This window comes from Coprococcus sp. AF102-57 (assembly GCF_027686195.1).
GTDB lineage: Bacteria > Bacillota > Clostridia > Lachnospirales > Lachnospiraceae > Allocoprococcus > Allocoprococcus comes.
Genome location: NZ_JAQCSY010000025.1, coordinates 12,533 through 37,046, shown reverse-complemented (window position 1 = coordinate 37,046; position 24,514 = coordinate 12,533). Strand labels below are relative to the sequence as shown.

The 24,514-nt window shown below is 35.8% G+C and carries 30 protein-coding genes; all 30 read right to left on the bottom strand.

The annotated features are described in order from the left end of the window. Positions 1-61: 61 nt before the first annotated feature. The 30 genes from PGZ10_RS16955 to PGZ10_RS13900 all read right to left on the bottom strand — a co-directional run bounded on the left by PGZ10_RS16955 (position 62) and on the right by PGZ10_RS13900 (position 24,512). Complete coding sequence (locus PGZ10_RS16955) at positions 62-586, bottom strand: DUF4314 domain-containing protein (protein ID WP_416385550.1); 525 nt, start codon at positions 584-586, stop codon at positions 62-64. Between the two features lie 25 nt (positions 587-611). Then, complete coding sequence (locus PGZ10_RS14040; RefSeq protein WP_118752714.1) at positions 612-1,358, bottom strand: hypothetical protein; 747 nt, start codon at positions 1,356-1,358, stop codon at positions 612-614. After that, the gene (locus PGZ10_RS14035; RefSeq protein WP_117467675.1) at positions 1,352-1,822 is read right to left on the bottom strand and encodes a hypothetical protein; all 471 of its coding nucleotides are present in this window, start codon (positions 1,820-1,822) and stop codon (positions 1,352-1,354) included. Before PGZ10_RS14035 ends, PGZ10_RS14040 begins: the two co-directional genes overlap by 7 nt. 134 nt (positions 1,823-1,956) lie before the next feature. Then, positions 1,957-3,540 carry a recombinase family protein gene (locus PGZ10_RS14030; RefSeq protein WP_270541673.1) on the bottom strand — a complete coding sequence of 528 codons (1,584 nt, stop codon included), beginning with the start codon at positions 3,538-3,540 and terminating at the stop codon, positions 1,957-1,959. Between the two features lie 150 nt (positions 3,541-3,690). Continuing rightward, positions 3,691-3,945 carry a DUF6870 family protein gene (locus PGZ10_RS14025; RefSeq protein ID WP_072448128.1) on the bottom strand — a complete coding sequence of 85 codons (255 nt, stop codon included), beginning with the start codon at positions 3,943-3,945 and terminating at the stop codon, positions 3,691-3,693. Further along, positions 3,945-4,490, bottom strand: a complete 546-nt coding sequence (locus PGZ10_RS14020; RefSeq protein ID WP_158555572.1) for a recombinase family protein — start codon at positions 4,488-4,490, stop codon at positions 3,945-3,947. Before PGZ10_RS14020 ends, PGZ10_RS14025 begins: the two co-directional genes overlap by 1 nt. 635 nt (positions 4,491-5,125) lie before the next feature. Beyond that, a complete protein-coding gene (locus PGZ10_RS14015) occupies positions 5,126-5,581 on the bottom strand; it encodes a sporulation initiation factor Spo0A C-terminal domain-containing protein (RefSeq protein ID WP_117689893.1) in 456 nt (151 codons plus the stop codon). Positions 5,582-5,607: 26 nt separating this feature from the next. Further along, entirely contained in the window at positions 5,608-5,964 is a 357-nt protein-coding gene (locus PGZ10_RS14010; RefSeq protein WP_117689892.1) for a helix-turn-helix domain-containing protein, read from the bottom strand. A gap of 278 nt (positions 5,965-6,242) precedes the next feature. After that, a complete protein-coding gene (locus tag PGZ10_RS14005; protein WP_117738811.1) occupies positions 6,243-6,422 on the bottom strand; it encodes a hypothetical protein in 180 nt (59 codons plus the stop codon). 95 nt (positions 6,423-6,517) lie between these two features. Then, positions 6,518-7,150, bottom strand: a complete 633-nt coding sequence (locus PGZ10_RS14000) for a PBECR4 domain-containing protein (RefSeq protein WP_026648508.1) — start codon at positions 7,148-7,150, stop codon at positions 6,518-6,520. A gap of 365 nt (positions 7,151-7,515) precedes the next feature. Continuing rightward, positions 7,516-8,124 carry a hypothetical protein gene (locus tag PGZ10_RS13995; protein ID WP_117689889.1) on the bottom strand — a complete coding sequence of 203 codons (609 nt, stop codon included), beginning with the start codon at positions 8,122-8,124 and terminating at the stop codon, positions 7,516-7,518. A gap of 187 nt (positions 8,125-8,311) precedes the next feature. Continuing rightward, a complete protein-coding gene (locus tag PGZ10_RS13990) occupies positions 8,312-8,641 on the bottom strand; it encodes a winged helix-turn-helix domain-containing protein (RefSeq protein WP_055056048.1) in 330 nt (109 codons plus the stop codon). A 493-nt stretch (positions 8,642-9,134) separates the two neighbouring features. Further along, positions 9,135-10,910 (bottom strand): ABC transporter ATP-binding protein, encoded by a 1,776-nt coding sequence (locus PGZ10_RS13985; RefSeq protein WP_055056049.1) that lies wholly within the window; start codon positions 10,908-10,910, stop codon positions 9,135-9,137. 64 nt (positions 10,911-10,974) lie between these two features. After that, positions 10,975-11,175, bottom strand: coding sequence for an Apre_1838 family putative sactipeptide bacteriocin (locus PGZ10_RS13980; protein ID WP_081019422.1), 201 nt, complete (start codon positions 11,173-11,175; stop codon positions 10,975-10,977). A 63-nt stretch (positions 11,176-11,238) separates the two neighbouring features. After that, positions 11,239-12,792: a radical SAM protein gene (locus tag PGZ10_RS13975; RefSeq protein WP_227159163.1), complete on the bottom strand. Its 1,554-nt coding sequence runs from the start codon at positions 12,790-12,792 to the stop codon at positions 11,239-11,241. A 143-nt stretch (positions 12,793-12,935) separates the two neighbouring features. Continuing rightward, positions 12,936-14,174, bottom strand: coding sequence for an ABC transporter permease subunit (locus PGZ10_RS13970; protein ID WP_055056051.1), 1,239 nt, complete (start codon positions 14,172-14,174; stop codon positions 12,936-12,938). Between the two features lies 1 nt (position 14,175). After that, complete coding sequence (locus PGZ10_RS13965) at positions 14,176-15,063, bottom strand: ABC transporter ATP-binding protein (RefSeq protein WP_055056052.1); 888 nt, start codon at positions 15,061-15,063, stop codon at positions 14,176-14,178. A gap of 131 nt (positions 15,064-15,194) precedes the next feature. Then, positions 15,195-16,259, bottom strand: a complete 1,065-nt coding sequence (locus tag PGZ10_RS13960) for a sensor histidine kinase (RefSeq protein WP_117689888.1) — start codon at positions 16,257-16,259, stop codon at positions 15,195-15,197. Positions 16,260-16,273: 14 nt separating this feature from the next. Next, a complete protein-coding gene (locus PGZ10_RS13955; protein WP_055056054.1) occupies positions 16,274-16,780 on the bottom strand; it encodes a VanZ family protein in 507 nt (168 codons plus the stop codon). A gap of 11 nt (positions 16,781-16,791) precedes the next feature. Next, positions 16,792-17,487 carry a VanR-ABDEGLN family response regulator transcription factor gene (gene vanR / locus PGZ10_RS13950; protein WP_055056055.1) on the bottom strand — a complete coding sequence of 232 codons (696 nt, stop codon included), beginning with the start codon at positions 17,485-17,487 and terminating at the stop codon, positions 16,792-16,794. A gap of 502 nt (positions 17,488-17,989) precedes the next feature. Continuing rightward, positions 17,990-18,232, bottom strand: a complete 243-nt coding sequence (locus PGZ10_RS13945) for a hypothetical protein (protein ID WP_055056056.1) — start codon at positions 18,230-18,232, stop codon at positions 17,990-17,992. A 223-nt stretch (positions 18,233-18,455) separates the two neighbouring features. Beyond that, positions 18,456-19,037: an accessory gene regulator ArgB-like protein gene (locus PGZ10_RS13940; RefSeq protein WP_117689887.1), complete on the bottom strand. Its 582-nt coding sequence runs from the start codon at positions 19,035-19,037 to the stop codon at positions 18,456-18,458. Positions 19,038-19,041: 4 nt separating this feature from the next. After that, on the bottom strand, positions 19,042-19,191 hold the full coding sequence (locus PGZ10_RS13935; protein WP_081019423.1) for a cyclic lactone autoinducer peptide: 150 nt from the start codon (positions 19,189-19,191) through the stop codon (positions 19,042-19,044). A gap of 141 nt (positions 19,192-19,332) precedes the next feature. After that, positions 19,333-19,746 carry a hypothetical protein gene (locus tag PGZ10_RS13930; RefSeq protein WP_026648511.1) on the bottom strand — a complete coding sequence of 138 codons (414 nt, stop codon included), beginning with the start codon at positions 19,744-19,746 and terminating at the stop codon, positions 19,333-19,335. Between the two features lie 98 nt (positions 19,747-19,844). Then, positions 19,845-21,155, bottom strand: a complete 1,311-nt coding sequence (locus tag PGZ10_RS13925) for a sensor histidine kinase (RefSeq protein WP_117689886.1) — start codon at positions 21,153-21,155, stop codon at positions 19,845-19,847. Then, positions 21,142-21,870 carry a LytR/AlgR family response regulator transcription factor gene (locus tag PGZ10_RS13920; protein WP_026648513.1) on the bottom strand — a complete coding sequence of 243 codons (729 nt, stop codon included), beginning with the start codon at positions 21,868-21,870 and terminating at the stop codon, positions 21,142-21,144. The genes PGZ10_RS13925 and PGZ10_RS13920 overlap by 14 nt, the downstream gene beginning before the upstream one ends. Then, positions 21,871-22,245 (bottom strand): helix-turn-helix domain-containing protein, encoded by a 375-nt coding sequence (locus tag PGZ10_RS13915; protein WP_055056059.1) that lies wholly within the window; start codon positions 22,243-22,245, stop codon positions 21,871-21,873. 135 nt (positions 22,246-22,380) lie between these two features. Continuing rightward, positions 22,381-23,043: a DUF6973 domain-containing protein gene (locus tag PGZ10_RS13910; RefSeq protein ID WP_117689885.1), complete on the bottom strand. Its 663-nt coding sequence runs from the start codon at positions 23,041-23,043 to the stop codon at positions 22,381-22,383. A gap of 233 nt (positions 23,044-23,276) precedes the next feature. Next, on the bottom strand, positions 23,277-23,702 hold the full coding sequence (locus PGZ10_RS13905) for a hypothetical protein (protein WP_117467776.1): 426 nt from the start codon (positions 23,700-23,702) through the stop codon (positions 23,277-23,279). Between the two features lie 27 nt (positions 23,703-23,729). Further along, positions 23,730-24,512, bottom strand: coding sequence for an ABC transporter permease (locus PGZ10_RS13900; protein ID WP_117689884.1), 783 nt, complete (start codon positions 24,510-24,512; stop codon positions 23,730-23,732). Positions 24,513-24,514 lie beyond the last annotated feature (2 nt).

Genomic DNA, 24,514 nt, shown 5'->3' with positions numbered 1-24,514 from the left:
ATCTTATCAAATATTACTAATCATCACAATCTTATTTATTTCTACTATCCTTGTTCTCAATCTACCGCTGTTTCTGTTGCATTTGAAAGACAAATTTTCCTTTAATATCCTGTCCCTGCATTTCCATCTTTTTTATAAAGATGTGCTGCTGGCTGTCAGTTTCATATTGAATTGCCACACCAAGACCCTTCTTCATAAATGCGGCAACTCCCATATCTACAAAAACCTCCTGCCCTTCTTTCTTCTGAAAACTGATTTTAGGAAAAACCCCTGATAATTTTTCCATAACATACCGTTCCATTTTTTCCAAGCTCTCAAATGGCATAGCCTGTATCCTTTGTAATATCTCCTGCAAACGTTCCTCTCTCATAACACATTTGCAATGATCTACACCAAACACCATAGCAAGGCTGTATCCACAATCCCAGGATACATGTATCTGTCCGCCATCATCTACAAACTGTACAGTTCCTAAATCACCGGGGCTCAGTTTTACATACGGATCAGCTTCCATATCTTCCAACTCTACCCGACACCCCGGTGGGTACATATTTCTTAACACAATTCTTTCCGCATTACTTATCACTGTTTTCTTCCTTTCTCCAATCCGGCTACCGTCCCAAAGACTTCTCTGGAACATTTCCCTCCAACAAATACTCTCTTTCTTTATTCCATTCCAGCACCTTTTCCATAGCAGCTTCCAATTGGTCTTCTGTCGGTTCTCTTGTATAGGTTCTATATTCCTGAAAATATTCTTCCAAGGTGTTCTGCTGTATCTCCAGTTCCTCTTTATCATAACAATCCGGCTCTTCCAGATCCTTCAACTCCTGCAAGATTTCCCAGCATTCCAAAACACTGTCTATCTCCCGCATTTCAAGCAGATAAGATAAAAATGTTTCCTCTGGCATAATACTGAAATAGCACCGGTCAAACCATTGCTCAATATACATGCGTTCATCAGAACCATTGGTATGTGTACCACAAATCAAATCTGCAACAAAGTTTTCAAACAGTTCACCGATTGACAGCCCAACTTTTCCAGACTTCCTACAGAGTTCTTCTACTTCGTCTTGATATAACCTGATAGAAATGGTCCGCTGCAGGCTTTTTTCATAGGGCTCTATATCCTCCCCTGCCTCACAAAAATGCAGATGGGTATCCATATAAATGTCTTCCATATCGCAAAATCTCCGGCTCATTGCTACATAGTCTTTATTTTTCAAATCCCACTCCAGCCGGTAATGATGTTCTCTTGCGTGTTCTTCTAAGTCTTTTCTTATGATGTTTCTGGTCGCTTCCGGCAGTTCTGCAATAAAAATGCTTGTATCCGGAACCGCCAATACTCTTTCTTTTACCACATTTGTCCTCCCTGTTTGTAAGCATTCCTTGCCACTGGCTGATTCCCCAGTACATCCATATAGAGGATAATTCCCTGCGGGTCCAGATGTACGGTAATAAATTTCTGTATTTCCTGTAACAGATCATGATCAGAAAACCCAGCCTGACAGCCTATAAAATTCCTGATTTTTTCTACAATATCCTGTTTCCGGAACTCTTGCAATACCAGAATCGGAATCGTGTGCTGACCTCCCATAGCATCATAGGGCAACGCTTTCCGCAATTCTTCCAAGAGATACCTGTAATAATCAACTACCACCTGGTCTGTTTTCCACGCTTTTTCCTTACAATCCCGGAGTAAAAAATCATACTCTTTTTTTGCCTGTTCCATTTCTTTCAGAATTTCTACTGCTTCCACAGAACAATATCCTTTCTCTTCTATCAGTTCCATCAGTTCTTCCATAGAATATGTTTCAAGATACATGGCTCTTCCCCCATCTTCTTTGCCAAATTTTCTCCTAATACAAAGAAGAGGAAGACACCGTAGCGTTTTCCTCCTCTTTTATGAAATCTTCTTCTCTACTGGAATCCAAGACAATAAGCTCTCCCGGTTCTTTCTTATCCTATTGCTTCCAGAAATTCGTCCCTGTATTTCCATACAATTTCAATATGTTCCGGATCATAAAAATTTATGACTTCAATCAGCTCATGCAGAACTTCATAAGACAGCTCTTCCAATCCCTTATATTTTACAAAAAGTTGCAGTCCCTCTGATTTCTCCTTTTGTTTTTTCTCCTCCCCTTTTAAAATTCTTGCTTCTATCTCCTGTATCTTTTGCTGATAAACTGCTGTCTTCTCCATACAGGTTTGTTTTCGTGCCAGGTAATCTTTCAAAGAAATCTGTTCTTCTGCATATTGTTCATACAGTTCCATTTTCTCCTGTTTACGAAGCGCCAGCTTCTTTTCATATTGCTTTTTTCGATATCGGAGTTTCGGAATATTCAAAGTCTGATTGGCTTTCTTTAACTGCTTTATGGTATCCTCTGCAAGGGTTACCTGCTGTCTTATCATAATTAGCACCAGTTCTTCCAACTCTTTCTGCTTATATTTCTTTGGATAACAGGAAGCATTGGGGGCTGTCGTAACACTTTTACAATAAATCGGCTTTTCTTTGTATTCTGTCCGTATCCGCATTTTCCGACCACAATGTCCGCAACGGATCAAACCTGAAAAAATATTCTCAGAAGACGGTGTCCGCCCATAATATTTTCTGTCCTTCTGTACCATGTCCTGGATCTTCTGAAGCTCCTGCTCCGTTACAATCGCTTCGTGTCCTCCTTTTACGCAAATCCAATCCTCTCTTGAAATATATCGGTACTCTCTTTTTGACGGAACCCTGGTTTCTGTTTTCCCTCTTACCGTCAGTCCTGCATAAACCGGATTAAACAAAATCAGCTTTACTAAATTTCCGTCCCAGAATTTCACAGATTTCTTTGCTTCCGGCGCCCAGCCTTTCCTTTGAAGGTATACGGTAGGTGTTTCAACTTCTTTTTTATTCAGGTCCCTGGCAATGTCTGCATAGGTCTTTCCTTCCAACCTTTGGTCGAAAATCCCCCTTACAACGGAAGCTGCCTCCATATCCAGATGAAGTTTTGTATGAACACCGTCATGGAAGCAATATCCGTATGTTGGGATTGAACCATGATATTGTCCCATTTCAGCCTGTTTCCTCATAACTTTTTTGATATTGTTGGAACAAATCTGGGGATAAATCCCATTGATCAGGTTCTTAAATTTAATCTCCGTATCCTTTCTTTCGGAAGGTTTCTGGCTGCTGTCATAAAAATCATTGATTGAAATGAAACGCACCCCAAGGAACGGAAATATTTTTTCGATATAGTTTTGTGTTTCTATGGTATCCCTTCCCAGGCGGCTCAAATCTTTGACAATGATACAGATTCGTTTTCTCCTGGTAATCAGCCCCATCATGCGCTTAAATTCCGGGCGGTCAAAGTTTGTGCCGGTATATCCATCATCTACACATTCTTTTACCACCTGAATTTCAGGGTGGCTCTTTAAAAAGCTATGGATTAGTATCCTCTGGTTTGATATGCTGTCGCTTTCCCTGTTATCACCATCTTCGTCAGAAAGGCGCAGGTAAACAACCGCACGATAGATTTTTTTAAGTATTTGATTTTTCATTGTATTCGCTCCTATCATTTAGATTCGTCAGCCGATTCCCTAAATGATAGAGGCTACTGGGTCCTTGCCATCATCCTACCATAGTCCAGAAGGTTTGTCCACCCTGTAATCTGCCAACAATCCGCTTTCTTCCCTATCCCTGTCGTGGCTTTACCATTTCATCTGCACAAGGCTTTGCATGGCTTCCTCTATGGTACGGTTGGTAGAAGCAAACCCAATCTTTATGGTGATCCCCTTATATTTCAGAAAATAAGGGTTCTTTCCGGACTCCAGGATTTCCCGGACCTTCTCCGGTTTGCTCTTTTTTACATCAATCTTCAGTTTCTCTACATCTTGTATCTCTTTCGGGTCAATGTCCTCAAACGTCATTTCCCGCATCTTCAGCAGTTCTTCCCGCGAGAGCATTATATCCCTTCCCTGGTACAGCAACTGCACAGATACGCATCTAAGTCCTGCTCAAATTGTTCCTGTTTCTCCCAGGTGTGCATTAAATACTGTTTCAGTCTGGCATAATCTAAAATCCCATAACCGATACAGTCTATCTGCACCTGAAAAGACTGGAGCAGTTCCATAGTCTGTAAAATTTCTTCCGGACAATAGGATAACCTGCTAAGCCCGGATACCACAATCACATCAATCATGCCTTTTCCTGCAAGCACTGCCAGCCTCTGCCAGTTTTCTTTTTCTATGGAATTACCACACCCTACACCTTCCAGTAAAGTAACCACATGGTATGTCTGCTGTTCACAGTAATGCAGGCTTTTTTCTTTTTCATAATACAAAAGCCCGGCACATGGAATGGGAATATCCAGATACACTGCCGCCCGCTGGGGACTGTTCCTATTTTCTATCTCTTTTTTTCCTTTGCAGATCCATGCAGGGAATAACATTCCTCCCTGAAAGATCTCTTTATCTTCTGAAAACAGTTTTTGTAACATCTCTCTATTCATTGCTCTGCCTCCTCTTTCTTTGGCTCCTGTTTTCATTCCAGGGCTATAAAGAAACCGGCGTTTCCCCATAGCCCTAAAATGAACCCATTTTACACACCATACTGGCAGGGCTTTCCCTGCCAGCATGTTTTTTATTTTCTCACCCCGGTGTGAACGGGAGCATGTAGGACCGGCCCGGCTGGCCGCCTGACACCCTGCAGCACCCTTTCCCGCTGCAGCATGTCCCAGACGCTACCCTGGTTGCAGTGTTTTATGCAAAGGTATCATTATCATTCGGCTTTCAGACTGCCTGCCACCCACAGCCTATGTCCGGGCGCTGCTCACACTTTCCCTTCATCTTCTACGATTCCTTGTTTGATCCGCTTCTTTTCTGCCTTACCTGCTGCCACTGCGGACAAGTGTATCTTCGCACAGCTCATGACCCTGCATCATACAAAATAGAATGTGCCGAAATGTTTTGTGTCCTTTAAGATATTTCTATAGATTAGCGTCAGAAATGACACGTTTGTTTTAAAAAAATATCACCATACTGATATTCAGTTTTCAAGGTTCTTCCCGGCTGAAAACATCAGCCTGCCAAAAGACACCATAACCCTGATGTGTTTTGGCAGACTGTTTTCGGTCTGCATTTCTCTTTATTTTTTTAACCGGATAATCATATCTGCCCAAAATTCCGTACATGCCTGCCGCATCAACTCCAAAAGCCGGTCTTCGGTAATTCCCGTAATCACGTTCTCTTCTTTCTTTTCCGGTTTTGGTTCCGGTACTTCCAGTGCTTCCTCCCGTATCTTCATTGTGAGCATGGATAAGGAAGGGGAATTGGCACAGTTGATAAAACCGATATAATGGTTCACCACATCATAATCACCTCTGCAGCTTCGGACAATATCAAACGCATGGCGGATTGCCCGTTCTACCCGCTGCCCTGTCGTGCCATGTTGCTGGGCCACCTTAAAATACAGATATGTCGTTTTAATCTTGCTGTCTTCTTCCAGAAGCAAAACACTGTCTACAATATAGCCAAATCCTTTTACATTGGCAGGCATTCCCATTTTAAATAATACTGCTTCCACCTTTTCTCTTGATAACATTTCCCTTTTCCTCCCTATCTGTATTCTCACTTCCTGCTGTCTTGCTGATATTTCTTTAGCCCTTTCTTAATTCCCTCTATGGAATAGATCAAAAGGCTAGTTTCTCTTTCATCACAATCCTGTACCAGATACCAGATTTTTTCCTTCAACATCATATCTTTTTTCGCTGTACCCATGTGTATAAAGTGTTCTTTTATGGGAATATCCATAGCTTCCAACAGCCGGATATAAGTTTTCATTCCCATAAGTCTGGCATGTGTTTCAATCTTCGCCAGATGTGATACGGAAATATCTGCTTTCTCTGCAAGCTGCTCCTGAGTCAGTCCCCTGGATTCCCGCAAGGCTTTTATGGCATCTGCTACAATATAAAGTTCATTCTGCATTCTTTTATCTCCTCGTTGATTACAGGCTCTATTATAATTACAAATCCTTTCCCTGGTAATGGACTATGGAGGCAAGATTTCCCAGTTTCATTACCATTTCTTTCCTTTTTTGGTTTTAGAGATTTATTATATCTGAACGAGTTGAAAACGATTTTTGCACCATTTACGAAAAAGCACTGCATTATCTCTTCAATTAGGCATAAAAAAGGAGAGAACGTCACATATCGACTCCTCTCCAATAGCTTCTATTCATCTAAGATATTTGCCAATACATAGGCTTACTTTTTTTTTCTTTCCAGGAACCTCCGTATCTCTTCCACACTATCTAATATGGGAATGAACGGGGCAGACGGGCTGCATACTGGATCTTGACTGGACAGTTCCAGTGCATTAATAAATGCTTCTGCCTTTTTGGGGTCTTCAATCACAAGCTCTGTAAGGATACTTGATGTAGCCATATAGAAAGCACCTCTTTTCTCTCATATCTTAAAAAATTCTTTCGTAAGAAGATCCTGCAGTATTTTCTATACGCCAAGACCTGTACTCTCCATTTTTATTTATGTAGTAAAGTTTGATCCAGCATGTTTTTAATTTCATCTGGAAGACCGTCTACCGTTGCATTTTCATCTAAAAACAGTAAATTTGTATATTTTTTCGCATCATTCGGCGCTGAAAAAATATGAGTTACTGTATATGCTGTTCTACTTTTAGAAAAGCAATCTTCATCTCGCAGCGATTCTACTACAAAGCAATCGCCCTTTTGCTGCCCCTTATCATCATACTCTTTATTTAAGCATAGAGTAAAATTAAGATCTGTTGTGCCAAACTTATAAGTTCTCGTGTCTGTGACAATCTCTTCCAGCATAAATCCTTCTGAGCCAGCCAGCATTGCAATCTGTCCGATATGCTTAATCTTACGCTTACACAATGAAAAAGGGTGCTGCGGTGTAAAAAATATCTGCGAAGCCTGAAGCATTTTTTTTGCTGCATAACTATAAAACTTTTTTGCTGAAAGGTTCGTGGCCACACCTGTCAAGTGCCTAAAATTGGCAGCTTTATAAAGCACCTCAATATATCTGCCTTCAAATACATATAGAAATCTTTTACCTACTAAATGCTTCCTATACAGATCAGCAGCTACTTTAATCTCCTGTACAATTTTCTCTCTATCCTGTTGTTTTCCCATCTATCTTTTCCCAATCATCACTATAGTATAAAAAAACAGCACTGGACAACTTTTTTGTTATCCAGTGCCCATAATCTTAAAAAGCGGTTTTATGCTGGCTGTCAGCCGCGACATCCTTCCGAATGTCTAAAATGTCGCCGGTATCATTGAGTCCCCGGCGCGGACTCACCGTATCTCCCTGGTGTGGGCGTAATACCCTTCCGAGTATCAAATAGTCCCAGTAATTACCCTGCCCGGGCACAGTACAGCTTTTACGTGCCGCTACACGAAACCTTTTGGCTTAATTATATTATATGCGATACCCTAAGAAATATCAATAGTTTCCACAAAAAATTGATTGGTTGTATCTTATTATAACCCGTTACTTACCGTTTCAATAAACGCTCCCTAGAAGCTGTATCCAATACTATTTTATGAAAATCCAGCATTGCGTGCTCTTGCATCAGTTTCTCACCAAGTTTCACAAGAGGATTGGTTTCCCATTCCGAATCAATTCCTGTTTGATGATAGTATCTTGCATAAGCAAATCCCTCAGCTACCGCATCTGAATTTTCAAATATTCCCACTATTGCATCTGTAAACTGTACAATGATTGAGCTCCCAAAAATCCCCTGCAATTCTTCCGCATTCGCATCATCATATTTCTCTACATCAAAAGACAAAGAGAAATCATACGTATTCTCTTTTCCGTCTTCTGTTTCATAAGAAATTGTTCCAAAAATATCTCCCTTGCCAGACGGAAGTTCGATTGACTCTGAAAGCTCTAATTTATATTCAATGTTATTGAACACTGTCGTTGCTTCAAACATTTGTGATATACAGGTACCTTCTTTTTCATAAATATCTTTCTGTAAAAAGGAAATAGGATTATACTCCATATTTTCCCATATCTGTTTTCCCTCCACTGTCCGTTTACACAAGGAATCTAAAAGCAACATCATTGTTTCCTGATCTATTTCTTCATATACGTTCATAGTCAGCCTCCTTTTTCTTTGGATAGTCCACAAAAGCTCTGTAAGAGTTTATCTCAATTTCTAGTTACAACGTGATATTTAGTCAAATGACGTATGTACGCGCTTTCTTATAGTTGCCAATATTATATGGCGTATCTCCCAAAAATTCAATCAGAATATAAAAACTTTTACTCACACTATCCTGCCTTTACATCTTTTTTAGTCTATACCCTACATTGATCAATGTTTCTATAATATCATGCCCCATCTTTTTTCGTATCTTCCATACTACGTGTTCCACTGTTTTGTACGGAATCTGATCATCATAATAATTACTCTCCCAGACCGAACAATAGATATTCTTCTTTGGAATAACCCAATTTGGCCTTTGGGCTAAAAGATACAGAACTTCAAATTCCCTGGGCGTTAAATCTATTTCCTTTCCTTCGTAAATAACCTGATAGGACATTGGATTTAACTGCAGTTTTCCATCGCCCAAAACTACATTCTCTTTATATTCTGGAAAAACATACTTCATCTGTATGCCTCCTCTTGATTTATAAATTTCTAACTGTTCCCATTCCAGAAAGAAATACCGAACGAAATATCCAACATCCGGCACTTTTTTAGTTATTTTTACTTTTTACATAATTTCTATCTCTGCCATCTTTTCTATAATTGTGAACTTCCTGAAAAATTAACTCTCATTTTCTAAAAATAGTTTATTTCAGCCGTTTACAGTGAATTTTATAAATTCCTCGTAGAGTTAATTAACTCTCAGAATTTTACTTTAAATCCGATGGAAACATTGAAAACACTCAGTTGTTTCAATCGAGCGTTAATTTTCACAGAAGTTCACAATAATATGAATATGCTTCTTACTTTTCAGATTAGATATGTTCCGTTTTATGCAAGCGCCTAATTTTAAAGTTGTGCATATCCACCGAATATTCATCCTATAAATAATTGTTGGGAAATGTTAGAACAGCAGCATTTCTCTCTATTTCCAAAAGGAGAGTAGGCATCATGCATTACCCTTTATTTTTTAGGTTCTCTTGATTATATAAATCTTGATATACACTACAATTTTTCAATAACTCTGCATGTGTTCCTATACCTACTATTTTACCCCCATCTAATACAATTATTTTATTAGCATCCTGTGCAATTTTTACTCTATGGGTTATATATATTGCTATCTTATTTTTACTCACCTCAAAAAAACTCTTAAAAATTTTGGTTTCTGCTGTTACATCTAATGCGGAACTAGGCTCATCCAACAAATATAAATCTGCATTTTTATAATAGGTTCTTGCTAACGCTATTTTCTGCCATTGACCACCTGATAATTGACCTCCTTCATCAAACCAATTTCCTAATCCTCTTTTTAGTTCGTATCCTCTTTCGGTTTTTAAAAAATCAACGTTTGCTTTGCACAATGAATTTTTAATTTTATTTTCATCGACTTCTGTACTAATATCTCCTATATAAACGTTCTCTTCCAATGTACCTTCATACTTTAAAAAATCTTGAAAAAGAACAGATATACAATTCCTGTAACTCTTTACATCAATATTCTCCAAATCAAGATTATTAACAAATAGCTTCCCACTAGTAGGTTTATATAACCCACATAAAATTTTAAATAAAGTGCTTTTCCCAGATCCATTTTTTCCTACAATTGCAATCTGTTCGTTTGATTTAATTTTTAAATTAATGGTAGATAGTGCCATTTTACATTGAGGATAATCGAAAGATACGTTTCTTAGTTCAATTGTCTTTATATTATCTACTTTTGTACCACCTAACGCATTCTCCCCTTCTTTTATTTCTAAAAAATCTTTTAGTAATTGTATATATAAATTTGCGTTATAAATAGAATAAACATTAGAGGCAATGCTATTTGTAGCATTTTGCATCATGGACACAGCATTTAAATATGACATAGTGGTTCCTATCATTTTTTTCCCTACGTAAGCCAAATATATTGCAATAATCATTATAATTATACAAACTATATCTTGTATAAACGAAATAATCATATTTAAAACAGCTCTGGTTTTTTCAATTTCATTGGCTTGTTTTATGAAAGTTTTGACTAAGCTACAATATTTATCCAGCAAATATTTTTTTAATCCATATGCTTTTACCTCTTTAAATGCTGTATCATGTGTAAGTAAATATGTATAATACCACGCTTTTCTTTCTTTTCCACTGCGCTCATATCTCATTAGAAATTCTTTATTACCAACATAAATTTGTCCTATAAACATTAATATTGACACAGCAATCATTATAATCACAAGAATTGGATTCCATGAAAGTAGTATCATTGCGGCTGAAAATAACGAAACTAAATTAGATGCTAAGCCTAATACCCCTTGCATGGTCTGATATGGTTTATTTCCAATTTCTTGTTCTAAACGATTTATCATATCATATGTTTCTGTTCTCTCTAACATTTCCAATGATAAATCCCCACATTTTTTCATAAGAATGTAATTTATTCCATAAACTAAATGATTGTTTAAATTGTTTAAATTATAGCTTGCTAAATTCTGTAAAAGCGATTCCGAGATAATTAGCCCGAAATATAAAATCAAAAGATACACCACATATTGATATGATTGTGTCTTGTTTTGTATTTCATTTAACAACTGTTGCATTACCAATAAGGACGAAACAGGAAGAATTCCATTTATTATAGACAAAATAAATGCCAGAATAAATTTTGCTTTACATATTTTACAAATTAATCTTATCGTATAATAAATCAAAAAAATATTCCTTTTTATTTTTTTTAGCATGATTTTTCTCCTATATAGTGAAGGCGTAGCACATATAGTACTACGCCTTCGTTTTTACTACCTCTTAGAGAGTACTAGAACGGAATGTAGCAACAGCATTTACTCTGTTACCTGTACGATACTCTCCTTCGCCACCACAGCCACAGCCACAATGAACACAACCATCATCATTGCCTCTGTAACCTGCATATCCATCAGTACACATGCATGCTCTCGGCTGCACTCCTGATCCAGGTGTTCTTCCAATTGGATTTACAAACTTCATAACGATTCCTCCTTTCTTTGTAATTTAAATACATCTATGTAAATATAAACGTATTTACCTTTGTTAATGAATTTCCATTTCATTATATTGTTCCAATTCGCTTGGATTTGCCTCCATTAATGCATGATATCGTCTTAAATTGTCTTCCAAATACTTTCTTTCGTTTCGACATGAATTATGTCGATATGAAAGATGTAATCCATTAGCATCGTAGCAATTAACATAACATAATGTACATAAATTAACTGCCCAACATTCTTTACAATACTCTTTTGCTTCTTCTATAAAGTCTTCAACATAAAGTTTCTTAATTTTTTCTTTATCAAATCCCTCATTCACATTGCCTAAACAAGGTATATTTCCTACTTTTTCACAATGTAAAAATTCACCTTTTGTAGTGACATAAATCCTTCTTTGTCCCGGCACGCAGCATCCATTCATTCCATACTGTTGAATAGGTGTTTCTGTCAACAAGCGTTTGTGTATAATCATCATTCCCTTATCCATATAACCATCCGTAAACAAAGTTTTTTCTGTATTATCTGGATTTGATTTATACACTTCTTCCCATTTCATTAAAGGTTCATAAAACTCTTCCATAAACCATCTATCTTCTTTTCCTTGCGGTAAAAAGTAATCACTCTCTGACGGTCCATGATCTACCGTTGCAGTCAAAATCATAACGTCTTTGGGAATCCATTCACTTTTTTCGATAAACTCCTGAATTTTTGTATACTGTTCAAGATAACCTGGTCCCGATACAACCATATTAAATCCAATCTTAGAACTCTTTCCTTCCTTATGGAATGCTTCAAATAGTTTTTTTGCTCCCATAACTGTTTTTTCAAAGCTACCTGTCCCATTAACCATAAGCCGATTTGCATCGTGCATTTCCTGAGGACCATCCAAGCTAATAATAATATTGAAATTATTTTTGGCAAAATACTCTGCGATCTTATCATTTACCAATGTTGCATTTGTAGTGATTGCAAAGGACATATCCTCGCCAAATAATTTTTTAGCATATTCAACTGCTCTTTCAATAAGTTCAAAATTTAGTAAAGGTTCTCCACCATAAAATCCAATGTGCCTATTTTCTGCATTTTGGGAATGCTCTTTTAAAAAATCAATAGCTTTTTTTGCAACATCCCATTTCATGTTTTCATGTCCGAACGCCCTGTATTCTGGATGAGAAGGATGATAAATACAATATTTGCAACGTAAATTACATTTTTCAGTAACTTCAAGAGTAACATTCTCAACCTTATTTTCAAGAATATCATCTAACTCTGTTACTGCATCACCTGTCAGCGTTTTTAATGGTGGAGCTTGTAAAATATGTTCATTTTCCATTGCCGACTTAATTTCTGAAATTGCATCCTCAAACTCACTTTTACTTAATTGAAGATTTTTAATATCTTCGACTGGCATTCCCTCCAATAAACTTTTCAGTACAATGTAAACGTTCGAATTTAATTTGGCAACTTTTCCAGTTCCTGTATCATAAAAATAATAATTTTTTTCTGTCTTAAAAACTTTACCCAAGCGCCCAATTCTTCCATTTTTTTCGATTTCAGATACCAGCGATTCTAAAGATATTTTTTTCTGCTCTTTCACTCTAAACACTCCTTTCATTTGGATTTTTTATTATGAACCGATTATATCAATAAATCCCCCAAAATATATTTTGATGTAACAATTTCGATACTTGATGTAATAAATCCTCTATACTTTATGAATATAGCCCTTTTTCCTTATATTTACATCTGGTGCCTACAATAAGTTCGAACTGTAAGAAATAAGAAAACAGGAATCTCAATCAATGCGGAAATTAATATAGTATACGGTGTCCAAAAACTCATTCCCCCAATATGTAGGTAATTAAAATTGATAAGTTGATACAGAAAATTATTTTGCATACCAAGTCCCGCAGATGGAAAAATAGCTGAAATCCAATTTACCCCTAATGCTGTGTAAGCAAAAGTCGGAATAAGGACTATGCCAATAGCAATCAACAATACCGTCAATGTATCTTTGCATTTTGCTGATAAAAAAAAAGTACAGTAAACACAAGCTAAAACAGATATCAACCCTACTAACGAAATAACAATCTGCATCTGTGCTAAGTCCCAGTTTGGCAAGTTAATAATAGAAAACAACATTTGAACAGAAGATTGTAAACAATTTGTTCCAAATGTGATATCTGAAATTGCTAAGTGCAGTGTAATACACATAGTATACACAACCATCACAATCATACTGGAAGCCAATATCTTTGTAATAGCTAATCTGGTACGACCATGCTTTGCACAACGCAAAATACTATCCGCGCCTGATTGATATTCACCAGAAAAAATAGGCGTGATAATGGAAACACATAAAATTGCCAAAATCATAATATAAAGCTCAACATAGTCAAACGCGTCTTTGGAATATCCTGCATAAAGTTGAAATGGCATATCGACTTTTTTATATTGTTCTAAGGCTTGTTGTTGTGCGGCCGGATGATTGCGTTGCTCATTCCTCATAACATCTGCCAGATGAGTTTCACATTTCTGATAATAATTTTGTGCAACATCTTCTGGATCAATATCCATAAGATCAGGTCCTATTCCAGTTAACGGATCAGCATATAGTTCTGGCAACGCTTTAAGCAATGGACGAATAGGTACAATCTGTTTAATACTGACAGAAAGCGGAAATGTGTCACTTTCCATAGGACCATATTCGTTTATCAAACTTTGATAAATTCTCAAAGCCTCACTCACTTTTTCTGGAGTAACTTCGCCATTTATAGCAGAATATAAATCACGCTTAAATTCGATTGCCTCCATACCATCAAGTTCTGTTTTTGTTCCATCTGGGTTTGGACGATTTATGGACTCAAAAGCAATCGGCAGATATGCCATAACAACAGACATAACCAGAGCCACAGCAATTAAGATAAGTGTGCGTCGTGATTTCAGGACACGCTTTACTTCTAAACAAAATAAACGCATATTATTTTTCCTCCCTTTCGACATCTTCTTGTGGAAACAACCATAAATACAAATCTTCCAAACGCGGCTCCGCAAGAATGGAACCCTCTACTTCGGAGTGCTCTGCAAGATAACGAATAGATATTTGATTATTGTCCTCGCCTCGCTGATTGATAATCCTCAGACGCATTTCATAGTCCATCATCTTATGAGCAGGAATCGCACAGCTCCATACTTTCCCCTCAATCTGTTTTACCAAATCGCTTGTTGTTCCCACATCAATAATCTTTCCAGCTTTCATAATCGCATTACGAGTTGCAATATATTCAATATCAGAAACAATATGCGTAGAAATCAACACAATACGGTCATGGGAAAATTCCGAAATGAAGTTTCTAAACCGTACTCTTTCTCCAGGGTCAAGTCCTGCTGTTGGCTCATCCATAACAAGAATTTTAGGGTCATTCAGCATGGCCTGTGCAATTCCTACACGACGTTTCATACCACCAGATAGTTGTGCAATTTTTTTTCGCTTCACATCAGAAAGGGTAAGAATATCCAACAGATAGTTGATTTTCTTTGTGGTTTCTCTGAGCGGCACATCCTTTAGTGCAGCAACATATTCCAGATAGTCTTTGACCGTAAAATCGCGGGAATAGCCAAAATCTTGTGGCAAAAAGCCAAAGATATTGCGATAATCTGCTCCCATTTTATGAATGTCTTTCCCATCCAAAGATATACGACCACTACTAGGTGTCATAATGTCTGCAAGTATTCGCATGAGAGTGGTTTTTCCAGCCCCATTTGCCCCCAATAATCCCCATACGCCAGTTGTTAATGTAAGGCTGACATCATCGACTGCAGTTTTATCTTTGAACTGTTTGCTGATGTGTTCAATCTTTAATTCCATAGGTGTACTCCTTTCTCTTAAACAAAAAACTGTCCTTGTTCAGTAACTATTGTACCGAACAAAAACAGTTTAATCTCAAAGATATGGAACAAAATCTCCTAAGAAATTCCTAAGATTTTACTTCTAAATGCCTAATCAGAAATGGGAAGCATAATCACAAAAGACACCATCTCATTTTCGCTAAACGCAGTAATGGTTCCACCATGTAATCGTATAATTTCCTCTGCAATCGACAGTCCTAATCCTGCACCGCCTGTATCAGAAAGGCGGGCTTCATCCAAGCGATTGAATTTTTCAAATATGCCAGAAATTTGTTCAGGTTCAATAGTCCGTCCATGATTTTCAAAGTTTATTTGAACGCTATTACCACAACGCTTTGCAGTTATAATAATCTCTGTATTAGGATAGCTGTATGCCGCTGCATTTTTCAAAAGATTACTAAAAACCCTTGCCAGCTTTTCCGGATCAGCATATACAACTAAATCATCATCAACCGTAAAAGCAGCCGAATTGCCTTTTGCAGATAAAGAGGGATATATTTCATCAACTACCTGTGCCAACAAACACTGTAAGTCTACCTTTTCTTTCTTTAACGAGACAGTGTGTGCATTATATTTTGTAATTTCAAACAATTCATTGATAAGCTTTTCAAGTCGTTCAGCCTTACTTAATGCAATTTGAACATATTTTTCTTTCTGTTTTTCAGGCATATCCGGTGCTTCGTGGAGTAAACTTAAATATCCAATCACTGTTGTTAGGGGAGTGCGTATATCGTGGGCCAGATACATAACAATTTCATTTTTCCTATCCTCAGCTTCTTTTGCTACCTGTTTGCTTAACAACACAGACCGTTTAATCTGGTTAAGTTGTTCCTCTAATTCTTTAAGGGGATCAGACAATGCTACAGGATGATCATTCTGCTCATAAACTGTCTGTGTTGCGGAAATAACTTCATCCAAATATCCCCATGGTTTTTTCCAGAAGTAATTAAATATACATACAAAACCAATGATTAGATAGAAAATAAAAATCATATCTATACGCCAGTATAGCCATGATAAAATTTTGCTATCGAATTTCGGAAAAATGAATTGTGCCAAAATTTCCAGTCCTATACCAGTTACAGTATATAAAAATAGTACTAAATATAATTGTACTCCAAGCCGCTTTTCCGTAGTAAGTTGCTTTTTTTTCATAAGCACGCCTCCAATCAATTTAAAAATAAAAGAAGTGCCAACAGACCGATTATGAAGGTGCTCACAATTACAGCAATAACCAAAAATAATTTATCTGCTTTTTCTCGACTTTTTAGCAATCGAGCCACAATAGAATATAAAGCAATACCCAAAAGACCGCCTGCTGTGTTAGTAATCAGGTCGGTAATATCAGAACTACCAATAGCAAGTATATACTGTGTAATTTCCAGCAATAGACTTATTCCAGCAATTATCAATAATTTCAAATAGGATTTGCTCTTAAACAAAAGCATTTGCAGATATATGCCCATTGGGACAAAAATCAATAAATTTTCAAGAACTTCTTTTATGTGAAAATCTACTCCAATCTCTTTATCGTAATAAAATGGAATAATATTTATCTTTCTTACAGTGTCTAAATCATTGATATTGAATTGCAGCTTAAATAATATTATCCAAACCAAAAGTGCCAGATAAATCAAAAAAAGAACTGACACCCCAAATTTTCGCTTTCTTTTCATGGGTTCTCCTTTCAGATTTTATAACCTACTCCCCAAATTGTTTTGATATATTTCGGGGTATCAGAAGTATCTTTTAATTTTTCACGCAAATGTCGGATATGCACTGTGATAGTGCTGCTATTTTTTGAATAATATTCCTCTTTCCATACTGCATGAAATAAATATTCAATGCTTACAACCGTCCCGGCATTTTCCAACAAAACATTAAGAATTGAAAACTCGGTCGGAGTCAGCGACACATTCTCACCATCCAATAGACATTCATGTGTCTGCACGTTCAATCGTAATTTATTGTATGAAAGTTCTGGCTTTATTCCTTCTTCACTTGTAACGGATGAATATTTTTTGTAGCGTCGTAGCTGGGCTTTTACTCTGGCAACCACTTCCAAAGGACGAAATGGCTTTGTCACATAATCATCGGCACCTAATGTAAGTCCAGTAATTTTATCTGTTTCCTCAATTTTGGCAGTTAGCATAATAATGGGGTAAGTATATTTTTCACGAATACGCTGACATAAGGAAAAACCATTTATATCCGGGAGCATAATATCAAGAATAGCAAGATCTATATCGCCCTTTTCAATACAAGGTATTGCATCTTTAGCACAGTAATATTTATAAACAATGTAATTTTCATTTTGCAAATAAACTTCCAGTAAATTTGCTATATCCTTCTCATCATCTATAACTAATATTTTTTCGCACATACCATCATCACCCTCTTTCCATAATTTGAATTATAACAAATTTCCTTTATTTATTCATTATGATTTTCATTAAAAACTATTAAGATTTTCATAAGAACTTTTATATATACAAACACTTCTGCCTTTTCGTGCTATTTAATTATAATCCTATTAAGAATTCTTGATATCGTTATATAAAGCTCTATTACTTACCAGATGTTTTTTGTACAAGTCAACATCTATCTTAATTTCCTCTATAATTTTTTCTCTATCTTGTTATCCCATGTCCATTATCTTTCAAAGCAATTTTATGCTGACTGTCAGCCGCGGCATCCTTCTAAAATTGATTTTTAAGCTAAAAGGTATAAAAGCAAGCTAAAGTTTTCCCTTTCTTTTCTCAATATTATGTGTTAGTGATTTCATGAGATGTCACAAGATTGCTCACATCAGTTGACGCTCGTTTGGTTAACTTTCTGTCACCAGTCAGTTAGGCAATACCGCCTGTTTCCAGGCGGTACCTGCTTTATGAAGTTACCATCCTAAGCATCTCGTGTTCCACAACGAACTTGATCATATAATCATCGATCAATCGTTTCTGATTTTGAAACGCATACATCAAAGCTTTTTCACAGACACGGTTGATCATCCGTGGGATTCCTGCAGATGCCTTATGGATCTCATCCAATGCCTTGGTTGTAAATATCTCTTGCTTACATCCTGTACAGTGCATATCGATGCGTTGACGGATGACTAACTGTTTCTTCACACGCTTTCCTTTTGTATGCTGATGGCAGTATACAGGTTAATTCAGAGACAGGCAAGTAAATCAGTTGTTTGATGATTCATGAGGTCAACAACAATTATGGTATCTTTGTATTCCGAAAAAATATTCTGCATCTTTTCCTCCCACAACAGTCTTTTCTATATTTCTGTACAGTTTTACCATTTTAAATAAAAAACGCGGAAACAATAATATTTTATCATTCCCGCTAATTTTTCTCTTTTTCAACTTTATACTTTATGATGCCGATACATTGTGATATAAAAACGGTCAACGCTGTCAACGCAATCAAGGATAAATATTTTTTCATACCTAAAGCTGTACAACAGCCAGCAGCAATGAAAATAGCTCCTAGTATTTTACCTGTTACTTTTCGGCAATGTTCCTTTTCTTCTTTTTTCAACTCATGGTTAATGTTTTCTACAGGAGAAAGTTTCCATATACAAATGGAACTGACCAAAATAATCCCCCAAGCCACAAACAGCTCTAATGGATATTTGTTATTAATTTGCAAAATCATAACTTGAACAGTAACAGAGCATATAAAACAAGCCTTAAAGCTATTCAGATGTACACCACCAGCATAGGTTCTTAAAAACATAAAAACACCTGTAGACACAAGGAATTCTGGGATTGTATGCAAGTATATCGCTATACTCATACAGACGAATAGGCAAATTAACATCTCTAATCCAATCTGAAATCCATATTGATATACTGCATACAATTCCTCTGAAACTGCACCGGCATCAATAACGTATCTTGTTATTTTTTCCGATAATCTTCCCATGAAATTAAAGTTTCTTCATTTTTTTCAATGCTTCTGGCATCTTTGGCTGATGATAAATATAACAGCAAGCACTGTCCGCTGACATTTTACCAAGTTTCAGAGATAAATTTGCTAATACTTTTGCTGGCTGATTTTTTAAATTTTTAGATTTCATAATTAAAATCTCCTTTCATTTGTTTACCAATACATTACTACAAAAAATCTCCCATTCGGTTCTCTTGTAAAAAAACCGAGTATTGATGTAATTTTTCCCAAAAAGGCAGCAAAAAAGAAGCAATGTTTCTCCGGTTCTTTCTCAACATTGCCTCTTTTTTGCTGATGTATGTTTTTTTATATACCAATTCCATAAAATCAGGTTCTCTATCTTTTTCTTATATTTTCGTGTGTTATCTATTGTTTCTATATAATCGTAAGCTCCTGCTTTCAGTATAGAAAAAATATCCTGTATTGATCCCCCTTCGCTAATAGCAAGAATAGGCGTTAAATGCCCCAAACTCCCTTTTATTTTTATAATAGCCGCAAATGCCCTTTCCCTCTCTATTATCTCTTTAGTAAAATGGAAAATCACAACATCTGCCGTTGGATATCTATTGTTTTCCAACTGTTGATAAGTACACCATTTTAATTGGTGTTTTTTCCCAATAATCCTTTCAGTACTGTTATACAGTTTCTCATCATCACTAAACAGCAATATTTTCACGCTATCCATATATCAGTCCCCATACCGCATACCAAATTTATCTTTCCATTTTACCATTCTTTCCTTTCTCATTATTTTTTATGTAATTATTTCGAGTGTTCATGTAATTATTCCTGCACATTACTATATAAGACTATCCGAATTTTAAATTTTCCTGGTTCTGAATCCTCTATTACCACTGATCCATGATATTTTGCTACTGCCCGATACACAGAGGCTAAACCTACTCCATGATTTTCTGCATCTGACTTTGTAGATTTCAAGCGGTTATCTCTTGTTTTTAACAGCTTCCCTTTATAACTATTGTCTACGAACAATAATAGATTATTTTTATCAAATTTCATTTTGACATTTATATATCTATTTTCTTCAACCTTCTCTGCTGCTTCCACTGCATTTTCCAGTAAATTTCCCAATATCAGACTCAGATCAGCTCCTTTAAAAGGCATTATCATCGGAATACAAATATCCGTTTTAAAAATTATTCTTTTGTTTTGGGCAGTTACATACCAATATCCAATAAGTGAATCAATCACAATATTCCCACTATTCGATATTGAGGCAATCACCATACCGCCCTCTCCCATAATTTCTTCAATAAAACCTGTCATTTTTTCATATTCTTTATTTTCTGCATAAGCAAGAATGGAAATAAGATTATTCTTCATATTGTGTTTTATATCCCGCAACTGCAACATTGAAAGTTCTCTTTCTTGCTGATGACGTTCGCATAATTCCAGTTGCTGTTCATATACTGCTGCCATTCTCCTTAACCGCAAATCATCAGCCAACTTCATATAGACATAAAATATCAATATGTTCATACCAAGTAAAATAAGTACAGTAAATGTAGAGTTTATACGAGTACGTCCATTATTATTTGCAAATCCAAGCATAAATATATTGTTCATGATATAAATGCTTCCTGTTGGGATCAACACAAGTAAAATACTGTATCTGACCGGCAATTCCTTAATATCATCATCTGTGAACACTTTCTTTAATGCAAGAATTACTGCATTAAAAAATATTTTTGAAACGAAAGAGCCTACTTGGCGAACTGCAGCATATTGAGGGCAGTATGTTAGCAAAATATAGTTGCACAGGGTTTCCATCAACATCCAAATCGCATTAAAGGTAATTACAAATACACCTTTGTTCCACCATCTACCTTCATAAGTCATCATAACTGCCAAAAACGTAAACATAATCGTCACAGCAATATTGATGTAGGCAGGAAAACTAATAATCGTTGTTATTCCAAATTGCCAAATCACGAACAGCGTTATACCGATCACCGACAAATACCTTTTTCTCTTACGAGCAAAAAATATATCGAAATAAAAAAAGAATAAATATACTGCCCAAAGGCAAAGCAATATATCTATCCCACACATTAATACCCTATTCGTCCACATAAAACGTATCCTCCATAGAACAATATTGTTCACTAATTATCTTTCTCCGGTCTTCACTGATTGAAATTTTTTGTCCATTATCCATTACTACAGAATCATAAGATTGTCCGGATATATGTTTATAATTCACCAGAAAAGACTGATGAACTCGCAAAAAAGAAATTTTACATGTTTTAAGGGTTTCTTCAATCTCATTAAGTTTTCCGTACAGTTCAAGGATTTCTTGTTCCGTTACAATAAATATTTTTCGTTTGTTGCTTTCAAAATATAAAATATCCTTGATTGGTACTTTATGATTCATACGTTGATAACTATAGCGAAAATAAAAATCTTCACTATTAATGTCTTCATATACCGACTTAAAGCACTTTTCCATTATTTTATCTGTTACAGGTTTTACAAGAAACTGAAACGGTCTTACCTCAAAGGATTCCCTCATATAACTTTCATGGCTCGTAACATAAATAATTCGCACATTTTTATCGTATGTTCTAATTCTTCTAGCTGCCGAAATACCATCTTCTTTATCCATTTCTATATCCAGATAAATAACATCATACCTCTCACCTGCTGCGATAGCATCTGCTAAACTCTTTCCATTCCAGAATACTTCTATTTCAGTATCAACAAAATTTCTTTTAGCTATATCCTGGAGAAGTCTTTCGATTTTTCCAGTTATTTGAATATCATCATCACAAATTGCTATATTTAACATTCACTCCACTCTCTTCTGCATGTTTGCTGATTTTTTCTTCTCACTCGTTTTTTTTACTATTTGTATAATTGACCAAATCATCTCCTGATCACATGGATCTAACTCTTTATACACTTCCACTAAATCGTAATATTCGTCTAGTACTTCGTTCATTTTCATCTGCCCATTCAAATCTCTTTTTACATCTGAAACTCCCAGCAAATAATCTGTTGTTACATTGAAGTAAGCAGCAATCTTTTTCAGAATATCTACTTTTATTAACGTAACATCTCTTTCGTACTTACTCAACATTTGCTGTGTTATCCCTAATTCTACTGCAAGGATTTCCTGTATTAACCCTCTTTTCTCACGTAATTGTTTAATACGACTTTCCATAATTGCCTACCTCTTAATCATGTTGTACTATCATGCTACCCTATTTCATTCATAGCGATACAAATAATAGAAGTAATCAATTACGCAAAATATGCAAAATACGAAGACGAGCAGTGCAATCGCACTGCTCAAATCTTATTCATGTAGCCATATAAATGATGTTGTTGCGGAATATATTTCCTGATAAATAATATCCGCCATTTCACTTTCAGAAGCTTCTTTATTTTTTTCTCCTATTTCTCTTCCCACTTCATTGTTATGTAAGTCCATATCTCTATGTGCTGTTTTTGGATATCCGTCTGATTCTGTTCCTGTAACATCTTTGTCTTCATGAGCAGTTGCAAATAACTCTGCTCTTTCTTTTCCTATTAAAACAGTCATTTCAGCATTCCAAATTCCATGACGAAAAGCATCACTTCTATTTCCTAAACCATTTGTCCCAAATTTTGCCTCTGTCTGCGAAGTAGCAATATTTTTTGCTTTATTTACCTTTAGGGCATCAAAAGGATAACGAATACATAGTTTCTTTTCTGAATCTGTAAGCGCATTCCAAATATCTATAATCCCCCTTTCCACATCTTGATGATTGGCTTCCAAAAAAGACATGAGCATTTCTTCTGAATAATCTGGGTGAGTAGCCTTAATGTTCTGGATTTCTGCAATCAATTTTTCAAAATCCCTTTCTTCTGCACCAATCAAATCACTTCTTTGCTGGTCATTTTCGCTTGCCATAACAGAGAATGGAAAAGCCATTATCACCACCAGCATTAGGCTGAATACTTTAAATAGTTTCTTCATAGAATATACCTCCGATCTCATATTATGATTATATTTTACCATATTTAATGTACTATCCCATCTACATGTAATTTTTTCGATTCCCTGTGTAATAATTCCCATAGAGGCATTTTCAAAAAAAAGAATGGCAGTATTAAACAACCGCCATTCCACTCTTCATATACTTTTTACCACAGTAAAATGCAACCAAACCTGTATCTTCCAAATTTACCCATTTTTAGCATTTTCTATCTTTATTTCACTTCTATTTTTACTGTTCCTGAAAAATCATTACCTACAATCCCGATATAATTACTGCCATCTGGTAATGTTATTGTATTTTCATAAGTACCTGTTGTTTTTATTAAAGTTTTAGGTTCATTGCTACCAGAAATAATGAATATTTCAGCTTCTCCTTTTGTTATTTCTAGGTTACAAAACAATTCAACCTGCTTCCCTGCCGCTCTTTCTATTGTTGTTCCTCCAAAAAGATATTCTGTATCAGAAAATTTTTTGTACTCTGCTTGATATGTCCCCGTATAATAATCTTCCCCATAATCTCTTTTCCCTTGCAGGTTTATATCATTGGTTAATTGTACTTCTCCCACCTTTTCGACTACTGCATTATATTTTTCCAACACCTCCTCTTTTGAACACCCAGACAATAACAAGCAAAACATTAGAATAAAGAAACAACTTTTTTTCACTTATAACCACCCTTTCTTTGGTTTGACTTTTTTTGTTTTTGTACGAGTTTTTTTGTTCTCCTTTTCTTTCATTGTTGCGACTAAAATTACAGAAATAGCGACAATAATTATCAAGCTACATAAACACAATGGAAAACTCCATTGTACGGATGTATCATAACTTCTATACCCAATTAATCCCAGACTTGCAGTAATAGGATATATATTAGCCAATGTCATATTTCCTGCTGCAAACATACCTCCATATCCATACACAAAAGCAACAATGACACCTATCATAAAGCCGCCTGATAGTCTGCTTGTTATAACAATAATTGGTAATACCGCTAGATACAAAAGTAAATTTTCCAATGTTATTTGTACTAGCCCTTGGATTACCAAATTTACTGTAAATCCAGGAAAACCAACTATACACTCTGCAATTAACGTAAATATCGTACAAATAAGCCCAAATAATATTGATAACATTGCACATACAATAAGTTTTCCTACCAACAACTTTTTAAATGAAATTGGAATGGTAATAATATTCTTCAAAACATCGTCTTTTTCTTCCCGCGATATAATATATCCAGCAATCAAAGCTATGCACATTGGGAAAATCATTGACATATTATTTTTGATTACCTGCTCTATTAAGTATCGAAAATCCCATACAGATCCATCATTAGCCATAGAAGTAAAAAGTGTCAATAGAACAGAGAGTAGCATAAGAGCTATCCCCGCCCATATAATATGATAACGTTTTAATTTCAATAATTCTGTTTTTACAATAGTCCTCAATT

Coding starts and splice junctions, on each gene's coding strand:
- PGZ10_RS13990 (WP_055056048.1), bottom strand. CDS start 8,641: ATGAAGTATGTTTTTCCAGAATATAAAGAGAATGTAGTTTTGGGCGAT.
- PGZ10_RS13955 (WP_055056054.1), bottom strand. CDS start 16,780: ATGAAAAGAAAGCGAAAATTTGGGGTGTCAGTTCTTTTTTTGATTTAT.
- PGZ10_RS14035 (WP_117467675.1), bottom strand. CDS start 1,822: ATGTATCTTGAAACATATTCTATGGAAGAACTGATGGAACTGATAGAA.
- PGZ10_RS14030 (WP_270541673.1), bottom strand. CDS start 3,540: ATGAAAAATCAAATACTTAAAAAAATCTATCGTGCGGTTGTTTACCTG.
- PGZ10_RS14000 (WP_026648508.1), bottom strand. CDS start 7,150: ATGGGAAAACAACAGGATAGAGAGAAAATTGTACAGGAGATTAAAGTA.
- vanR (WP_055056055.1), bottom strand. CDS start 17,487: ATGTGCGAAAAAATATTAGTTATAGATGATGAGAAGGATATAGCAAAT.
- PGZ10_RS13915 (WP_055056059.1), bottom strand. CDS start 22,245: ATGGAAAGTCGTATTAAACAATTACGTGAGAAAAGAGGGTTAATACAG.
- PGZ10_RS13960 (WP_117689888.1), bottom strand. CDS start 16,259: ATGAAAAAAAAGCAACTTACTACGGAAAAGCGGCTTGGAGTACAATTA.
- PGZ10_RS14015 (WP_117689893.1), bottom strand. CDS start 5,581: ATGTTATCAAGAGAAAAGGTGGAAGCAGTATTATTTAAAATGGGAATG.
- PGZ10_RS13965 (WP_055056052.1), bottom strand. CDS start 15,063: ATGGAATTAAAGATTGAACACATCAGCAAACAGTTCAAAGATAAAACT.
- PGZ10_RS13995 (WP_117689889.1), bottom strand. CDS start 8,124: ATGAACGTATATGAAGAAATAGATCAGGAAACAATGATGTTGCTTTTA.
- PGZ10_RS14010 (WP_117689892.1), bottom strand. CDS start 5,964: ATGCAGAATGAACTTTATATTGTAGCAGATGCCATAAAAGCCTTGCGG.
- PGZ10_RS13980 (WP_081019422.1), bottom strand. CDS start 11,175: ATGAAGTTTGTAAATCCAATTGGAAGAACACCTGGATCAGGAGTGCAG.
- PGZ10_RS13905 (WP_117467776.1), bottom strand. CDS start 23,702: ATGTTTTGCTTGTTATTGTCTGGGTGTTCAAAAGAGGAGGTGTTGGAA.
- PGZ10_RS14025 (WP_072448128.1), bottom strand. CDS start 3,945: ATGCTCTCGCGGGAAGAACTGCTGAAGATGCGGGAAATGACGTTTGAG.
- PGZ10_RS13985 (WP_055056049.1), bottom strand. CDS start 10,910: ATGCTAAAAAAAATAAAAAGGAATATTTTTTTGATTTATTATACGATA.
- PGZ10_RS13910 (WP_117689885.1), bottom strand. CDS start 23,043: ATGAAGAAACTATTTAAAGTATTCAGCCTAATGCTGGTGGTGATAATG.
- PGZ10_RS13930 (WP_026648511.1), bottom strand. CDS start 19,746: ATGGATAGCGTGAAAATATTGCTGTTTAGTGATGATGAGAAACTGTAT.
- PGZ10_RS14005 (WP_117738811.1), bottom strand. CDS start 6,422: ATGGCTACATCAAGTATCCTTACAGAGCTTGTGATTGAAGACCCCAAA.
- PGZ10_RS13920 (WP_026648513.1), bottom strand. CDS start 21,870: ATGTTAAATATAGCAATTTGTGATGATGATATTCAAATAACTGGAAAA.
- PGZ10_RS14020 (WP_158555572.1), bottom strand. CDS start 4,490: ATGAATAGAGAGATGTTACAAAAACTGTTTTCAGAAGATAAAGAGATC.
- PGZ10_RS13925 (WP_117689886.1), bottom strand. CDS start 21,155: ATGTGGACGAATAGGGTATTAATGTGTGGGATAGATATATTGCTTTGC.
- PGZ10_RS13935 (WP_081019423.1), bottom strand. CDS start 19,191: ATGAAATCTAAAAATTTAAAAAATCAGCCAGCAAAAGTATTAGCAAAT.
- PGZ10_RS13970 (WP_055056051.1), bottom strand. CDS start 14,174: ATGCGTTTATTTTGTTTAGAAGTAAAGCGTGTCCTGAAATCACGACGC.
- PGZ10_RS13940 (WP_117689887.1), bottom strand. CDS start 19,037: ATGGGAAGATTATCGGAAAAAATAACAAGATACGTTATTGATGCCGGT.